The organism is Kitasatospora sp. NPDC059817 (assembly GCF_042731835.1).
In the GTDB taxonomy this organism is placed as follows: domain Bacteria; phylum Actinomycetota; class Actinomycetes; order Streptomycetales; family Streptomycetaceae; genus Kitasatospora.
This window is the reverse complement of the sequence record NZ_JBHWIR010000292.1, coordinates 1-6,022: the sequence shown is the minus strand read 5'-3', so window position 1 is coordinate 6,022 and position 6,022 is coordinate 1. Positions and strand designations below refer to the sequence as shown.

Here is a 6,022-nt window from a genome sequence, read left to right as displayed (position 1 = left end):
GGTCAGGACCGCGCGGCGGACTTCACGGAGCGCGGATGACGGGCGGCGGCAGCGCCGGCAGGACGGCGGCGGCCACCACCGACGGCGCCCCGAACGGAGCGGCGGGGACGCTCGACGACCGGGTCGGGGATCGTCACGGGGATGCCGGTCGGGACGCGGGCGCCGGTGAGCCGGGCGAGTTCGTCGTCGTCGGAGTGGACGCGGGTGGCCGTGGGGGCGATCCCGGCGGTGGCCGCCAGCCGGGCCATCTGGCGGCGCTGGCTGGGCAGGACGAGGGTGACGACGGTGCCGGACTCGCCGGCCCGGGCGGTGCGGCCGCCCCGGTGGAGGTAGTCCTTGTGGTCGACCGGCGGGTCCAGGTTGACGACCAGGTCGAGGCCGTCCACGTGGATCCCCCGCGCGGCGACGTTGGTGGCGATCAGCGCGGTGACCTGGCCGGTGCGGAACTGCTCCAGGGTTCGGGTGCGCTGGGGCTGGGACTTGCCGCCGTGCAGGGCCGCGGCCTTCACCCCGTTGGCGAGCAGGTCCTCGACCAGCGCGTCGGCCCGGTCCCGGGTGTCGGTGAACATGATCACCCCGCCGTCCCGGGCCGCGATGCGGACGATCAGGGTGTTCTTGTCGTGGTTCTGCACATGCAGCACGTGGTGCTCCATGGTGGTCACCGCTCCGGCCGACGGATCCACCGAGTGGGTGACCGGGTCCTTGAGGAAGCGGCGCACCAGGCGGTCGACGTTGCGGTCCAGGGTCGCGGAGAAGAGCAGCGTCTGGCAGCCTTCGGCGACCTGTTCGAGGAGCTCGGTGACCTGCGGCAGGAAGCCGAGGTCGGCCATCTGGTCGGCCTCGTCCAGGACTGCGATGTCGACGTCGTCCAGTCGGCAGTGGCCGCGCTCGATCAGGTCCTTCAGCCGGCCCGGGGTGGCGACGACGACCTCGGCGCCCCGGTGCAGCACCTGGGACTGGCGGCCGATCGACATCCCGCCCACCACGGTCGCCATCCGCAGCCGCACCGAGTGCGCGTACGGGGTGAGCGCCTCGGTGACCTGCTGCGCGAGTTCCCGGGTGGGGACCAGCACCAGGGCCAGCGGGCTGCCCGGCTCGGTCTTGCGGCCGGCGGCACGGGCGGCGGTGCGGGCCAGCACGGCCAGACCGAAGGCGATGGTCTTGCCGGAGCCCGTGCGGCCCCGGCCGAGCACGTCACGGCCGGCCAGCGAGTTCGGCAGCGTGGTGGCCTGGATGGGGAACGGCGAGGTGACGCCCTGGCGGGTCAGCGTCTTCAACAGGGCCGCGGGCATGTCCAGTTCGTCGAACGACTCGACGGCGGGCAGGGCGGGGGTGGTGCTGGCCGGGAGTTCGAACTCCTGCTGGGAGGAGCGGCCCTGGGCCCGGTTCGGGCCTCCGGTACGGCGGTGCGGGCTGCGGTGCGACGGGCGGTTCGAGCGGTTCATACGGAACCTTCCTCAGGACGGCACGTCGCGAGGTCGGCTCCGCTGCGCGGGCGCGCGGAGATCACAAGAAACGGGCCAAAGATGTGCCGGGCGGGGCGCGGACGATGCGGCCGGGCGAGGCATGGACGGTGCAGCCACCGGTGGGCGGGCGCCGGTGCGCGGTCGGCGCAACACGGCCCGCGCGGGACGGCGGACGACGGCCGAAGGCGGATCCACAGGGCCCGGTACGGCCGGGGCGGCCTGGCGGCCAGGACGGCCGGAGGCGATGGGGGGGGTGGAACGGCCGAGGGGCCCGCACCGGGCGTAGTGCACGGTGCGGGCCCCTCGCTACCAGGCGAGTGCCGTGGCAGAGAACTACAGCGGGCGAATGTTCTCGGCCTGCGGGCCCTTCTGGCCCTGCGTGACGTCGAACTCGACCTTCTGGCCCTCGAGCAGCTCACGGAAGCCCTGGGCGTTGATGTTCGAGTAGTGGGCGAAGACGTCAGCGCCGCCGTCCTCCTGCTCGATGAAGCCGAAGCCCTTTTCCGCGTTGAACCACTTCACGGTACCAGTAGCCATAAAAAAATCTCCTTCGAGAGACGTACGAAGTCCGCACCGTGCGGACGTCGAGTCGCCGCGATGAGCACCCGCCGGGGAAAGAGCCGGAAAACAAAAAATGCGCCTGCAATACATCAGCAGGCGCACACAAAGTTCATGGGAACCACTACTGCAACTAAATCGACTGTAGCAGGCCCTGGCTCGTCGCGGTGGATGTTCCGCAGCCGGTCTTTCCGACCCCTCCCCCACGGGGGCGGCTCACCCGCCGACGGGATCGGCAACGGGTGGCGCCGCCAGGGCAGTTGGGAGGTCGGCGGCGGGGCCCGGTCGGGCAGGTAAATTTTTCGGGCCGGGCGGGTCCGCCGAGCCGGGGCCGGCTGGTCCTGCCCTGTCACCCGGCGGGGTTCCGGCCCTCCGGAAGGGTCCGCTCCCCGGTTTTTCGGAGCATACTGATCGGGATGACGAAATCACCGGCAGTCCGGCGCCACCTGCCCACCAGTCCCTTCAAAGCCCCGGCCGAGGTGCCCCGCAAGCGGTTCGCCGCGGGCGACCGGGTCACCCACGACAAGCACGGCCTCGGCCGGGTCGTCGACGTCGAGGACGGCAGCGACATCGCGGTCCTCGTCGACTTCGGCTCCCGCCAGGAGCGACTCACCCCTCCGTACGCCGAGATGTGGAAGCTCTGACCCGGGGCTCCCTCCCGGGACACCAGGGCCCGGGCCCCGGAAAGATCCACGAGACCTTCCCCAGGACGCCGGACCGTGCGTAGGCCGTAGGACAGGCCGCGCGCACGGTCACGCGCCCGGCCTGCACCGAACCGTGCACGACGCCACCGAAGCCGGCGGCGGCGCAATAGTCTGGGTGCATGTCGAACTCTGATGAGCTCCTCGTTGACATCGCCGCCATGGTGGAGTCCGAGCACAGCAACCAGATGTCCTTGACCGTGGTGGTCCCCGGAGCGGTCATCACCGGCCGGCTCGCACCGATGGCCCTCTGGTTCGAGCGGGTGTCGGAAGTCCTGCACACCTCACAGCACTTGAAGCCGTTCGCCGCCCTCTTCTCCCCGCCCTCCGCCAGCGTGCCCGCACGGCCGACGCACCTGCACCTGCACCGGGCGCGGATCCTCCAGGGCGACTTCGGACTGCCCCACACCGGCGGCATGTACCGGATCGCCATCGAGGACGTGAGCAGTTGGACGGTGGGTGACCTCAGCTACTCCGACGCCTGACCTCCGAGCCTGACCGCCGACGGGCCCCGGGCGCGCCAGACGGCCGCTCGGGGCCCGTCGGCGCACGTGAAGGCGCGGCCGGTGCCCGGCCGGCCCGCGCCCGTCAGCGGCCGGTGAGCGAGCGGAGCTCGGCGGCGTAGAGCTGGGCGGGGTCGAATCCCATGCCGGTGAAGTGGCCGGCGAGTTCGAGGGAGAGCACGCCGTGCAGCCTGGTCCAGACGGCGAGGGCGAGGTGGAGGACCGCCGGCGGGGCCGGGTGCTCCCCGGCCCAGGCCCGGTGTTCGGCGAGGTGGGCGTCGAACGGGGACGGCGACACGGCCGGTGACTGCTCCGCCGGTGACAGCTCGGCGGTGCAGGCGTCGAGCAGGACGGCCATGATCTCGACGGAGATCCGGGTGGTGTCCTCAGGCGCCCGGTAGCCGGGCACGGGGGTGCCGTAGACGAGCAGGTACCGCTGGGGGTCGTCCAGGGCCCACCGGCGCAGGGCCTGCGCCAGTCCGGCCAGGTCGGCACCCGCGGCGGCCCGGGCCTGGAAGGCGTCGGCGAGGCTCCGGTAGGCGTCCCGGACGAGTTCGGTGATCAGCTCGTCGCGACTGGCGAAGTACCGGTAGAGGGCCGGGCCGCTCATGCCCATCCGCTTGGCGATGGCGTTGAGGGACAGCGCGGAGGCCCCGGCGGTGGCGATCTGCTCCCAGGCGCGCTCCTTGATCTCCTCCTGCACCTGGGCGCGGTAGCGCTCCCGGGGAGTCCTCACATCCGACGCGCCCATGGCCGCCTCCAGACCTCACGACGATGACATCACCATCTCGTTAGAGGCTATCACTCTCCCTCTTGACTCTCACCGACGCCTGCCGTTATAACTTCTAACGAAGGCAATAACGTCTATCGAGAAGGAGGGCGTCATGGACACCGAACGCCTCGTCCAGGTCGTACTGCCGGGCATCGTGGCGCCGGAGGGCCTGGAGATCCGGCACGGAGCCGTGCCGCAGGCCGGCCGGGGGCAGGTCCTGATCGCCATGGAGGCGAGCGGCGTCTCGTTCGCCGAGCAGCAGATGCGCCGCGGCCGGTACTACGACCAGCCGCCGTTCCCGTTCGTCCCCGGCTACGACCTGGTCGGCCGGGTGCTGGCCACCGGCGAGGGCGTCGACCCGGGGCTGGCCGGGCAGCGGGTGGCCACCCTGATGAAGGTCGGCGGGTGGGCCAGCCACGTGGCGGTCGACGCCGCCGACGCCGTGCCCGTCCCGGACGGCCTCACCGCGGCCGAGGCGGAGACCGTGGTGGTCAACGGCATCACGGCCTGGCAGCTGCTGCACCGCCGGGCACGGGTGCGCGCCGGGCAGCGGATCCTGGTGCACGGCGCCTCCGGCGGGGTGGGCTCCGTCCTGGTCCAGCTGGCACGCGCGGCCGGCGTGCAGGTGATCGGCACGGCGTCCGCGCGGCACCACGACGCCCTGCGGGAGCTCGGCGTGACCCCGGTCGACTACCGCACGGAGGACGTGGCGGCCCGGGTCCGGGAGCTGGCGCCCGGCGGGGTGGACGCCGTGTTCGACCACGTCGGCGGGCGCAGCGTGATCGACTCCTGGCACCTGCTCGCCCCCGGCGGCACGCTCGTCGCCTACGGCAGCGCCTCCACCCGCGACGACACCGGCTCCAAGCAGTGGCCGGTGCTGAAGATCCTCGCCCGCACCTGGCTCTGGAACACCCTGCCCAACGGGCGCCGCGCCCACTTCTACAACATCTGGGCCGGCCGCGCCCTCGGCCGGGACCGTTTCCGCGCCCGCCTCCGGTCCGACCTCGCCCAGGTGTTCGCCGCCGTCGCCCGTGGCGACGTCACCGCCCGGATCGCCGCCCGGCTCCCGCTCGCCCGGGCGGCCGAGGCCCTGCGGCTGGCGGAGTCCGGGACCGTCAGCGGCAAGATCGTCCTGATTCCCTGACCTGCGGGGCGCGAGGGCGCGGGGCACGGCAATGGCCTGGCAATGACCCGGCAATGGTTCAGACCATTGACGGCCCGGACGGGGGCTTCTACGGTGTCAGCACCGACCTGACGCAGGCATGCCACGATCTTCGGCCGCGCCCCCACGCGCGCGCCCTACGTCGGGCGCACACTCCATCCACCCCCACGGAGGAGCACCATGCGCAAACGTCATCTCGCCGTCGCGGCCGCAGCCGCGATCGCGCTCCCGCTCGTGCTGGCCCTGCCCGCCCAGTCGCACGGCTACATCAACCTGCCGCCCAGCCGGTCCGCGCTCTGCGGAGCGGGCGGGGTGCCCTGGGACTGCGGCGACATCCAGTGGGAACCGCAGAGCGTCGAGGGCCCGAAGGGCTTCCCCGGCCGGGGCCCGGCCGACGGCACCATCTGCGCCGGCGGGGACGCCCGTTGGGCCCCGCTGGACGACCCGCGCAACGGCACCTGGCCGACCACCCGGGTGACGGCGGGCCAGCAGCTCACCTTCACCTGGTACATCGAGGCCCGGCACTCCACCACGAACTTCAGGTACTACCTCACCAAGCCCGGTTACGACGCGAGCCAGCCGATCACCCGGGCCAGCCTGGACCTCACCCCCTTCCTGACCGTCCCCTACAACGGCCGCCAGCCCGCCGCCACCACCACCCACACCGCGACCCTCCCCAGCGGTCGCACCGGCCACCAGGTGGTGGTGGCGGTCTGGGACGTCGCCGACACCGGAAACGCCTTCTACTCCTGCACCGACGTCCAGTTCTGACGGTCCTGACCGCTGCACCGTGCTGACGGGCGCCCGGGCGCGCCGCCCCCGCCCCCCCCGCCCGCGCCCAGCGCGGCGCGCGACCCCCC

At 72.7% G+C, this 6,022-nt stretch carries 7 protein-coding genes; 4 read left to right on the top strand and 3 right to left on the bottom strand.

What is annotated here, in order from left to right:
- Nucleotides 1-2: 2 nt before the first annotated feature.
- Both ACFV61_RS33580 and ACFV61_RS33575 read right to left on the bottom strand, forming a co-directional pair.
- Nucleotides 3-1,445, bottom strand: a complete 1,443-nt coding sequence (locus tag ACFV61_RS33580) for a DEAD/DEAH box helicase (RefSeq protein WP_380495842.1) — start codon at nucleotides 1,443-1,445, stop codon at nucleotides 3-5.
- A gap of 354 nt (nucleotides 1,446-1,799) precedes the next feature.
- Complete coding sequence (locus ACFV61_RS33575; protein WP_063350360.1) at nucleotides 1,800-2,003, bottom strand: cold-shock protein; 204 nt, start codon at nucleotides 2,001-2,003, stop codon at nucleotides 1,800-1,802.
- A 437-nt stretch (nucleotides 2,004-2,440) separates the two neighbouring features.
- Between ACFV61_RS33575 and ACFV61_RS33570 the strand changes: the two genes are divergently transcribed.
- Complete coding sequence (locus ACFV61_RS33570; protein ID WP_063350359.1) at nucleotides 2,441-2,668, top strand: hypothetical protein; 228 nt, start codon at nucleotides 2,441-2,443, stop codon at nucleotides 2,666-2,668.
- Nucleotides 2,669-2,847: 179 nt separating this feature from the next.
- The gene (locus tag ACFV61_RS33565; RefSeq protein ID WP_063350358.1) at nucleotides 2,848-3,210 is read left to right on the top strand and encodes a hypothetical protein; all 363 of its coding nucleotides are present in this window, start codon (nucleotides 2,848-2,850) and stop codon (nucleotides 3,208-3,210) included.
- Nucleotides 3,211-3,313: 103 nt separating this feature from the next.
- Here ACFV61_RS33565 and ACFV61_RS33560 read toward each other — a convergent pair whose 3' ends face one another.
- A complete protein-coding gene (locus ACFV61_RS33560) occupies nucleotides 3,314-3,979 on the bottom strand; it encodes a TetR/AcrR family transcriptional regulator (RefSeq protein ID WP_380346411.1) in 666 nt (221 codons plus the stop codon).
- 133 nt (nucleotides 3,980-4,112) lie between these two features.
- Between ACFV61_RS33560 and ACFV61_RS33555 the strand changes: the two genes are divergently transcribed.
- Nucleotides 4,113-5,144: a medium chain dehydrogenase/reductase family protein gene (locus ACFV61_RS33555; RefSeq protein ID WP_380371929.1), complete on the top strand. Its 1,032-nt coding sequence runs from the start codon at nucleotides 4,113-4,115 to the stop codon at nucleotides 5,142-5,144.
- Between the two features lie 198 nt (nucleotides 5,145-5,342).
- Nucleotides 5,343-5,933 carry a lytic polysaccharide monooxygenase gene (locus ACFV61_RS33550; protein WP_380495840.1) on the top strand — a complete coding sequence of 197 codons (591 nt, stop codon included), beginning with the start codon at nucleotides 5,343-5,345 and terminating at the stop codon, nucleotides 5,931-5,933.
- Nucleotides 5,934-6,022 lie beyond the last annotated feature (89 nt).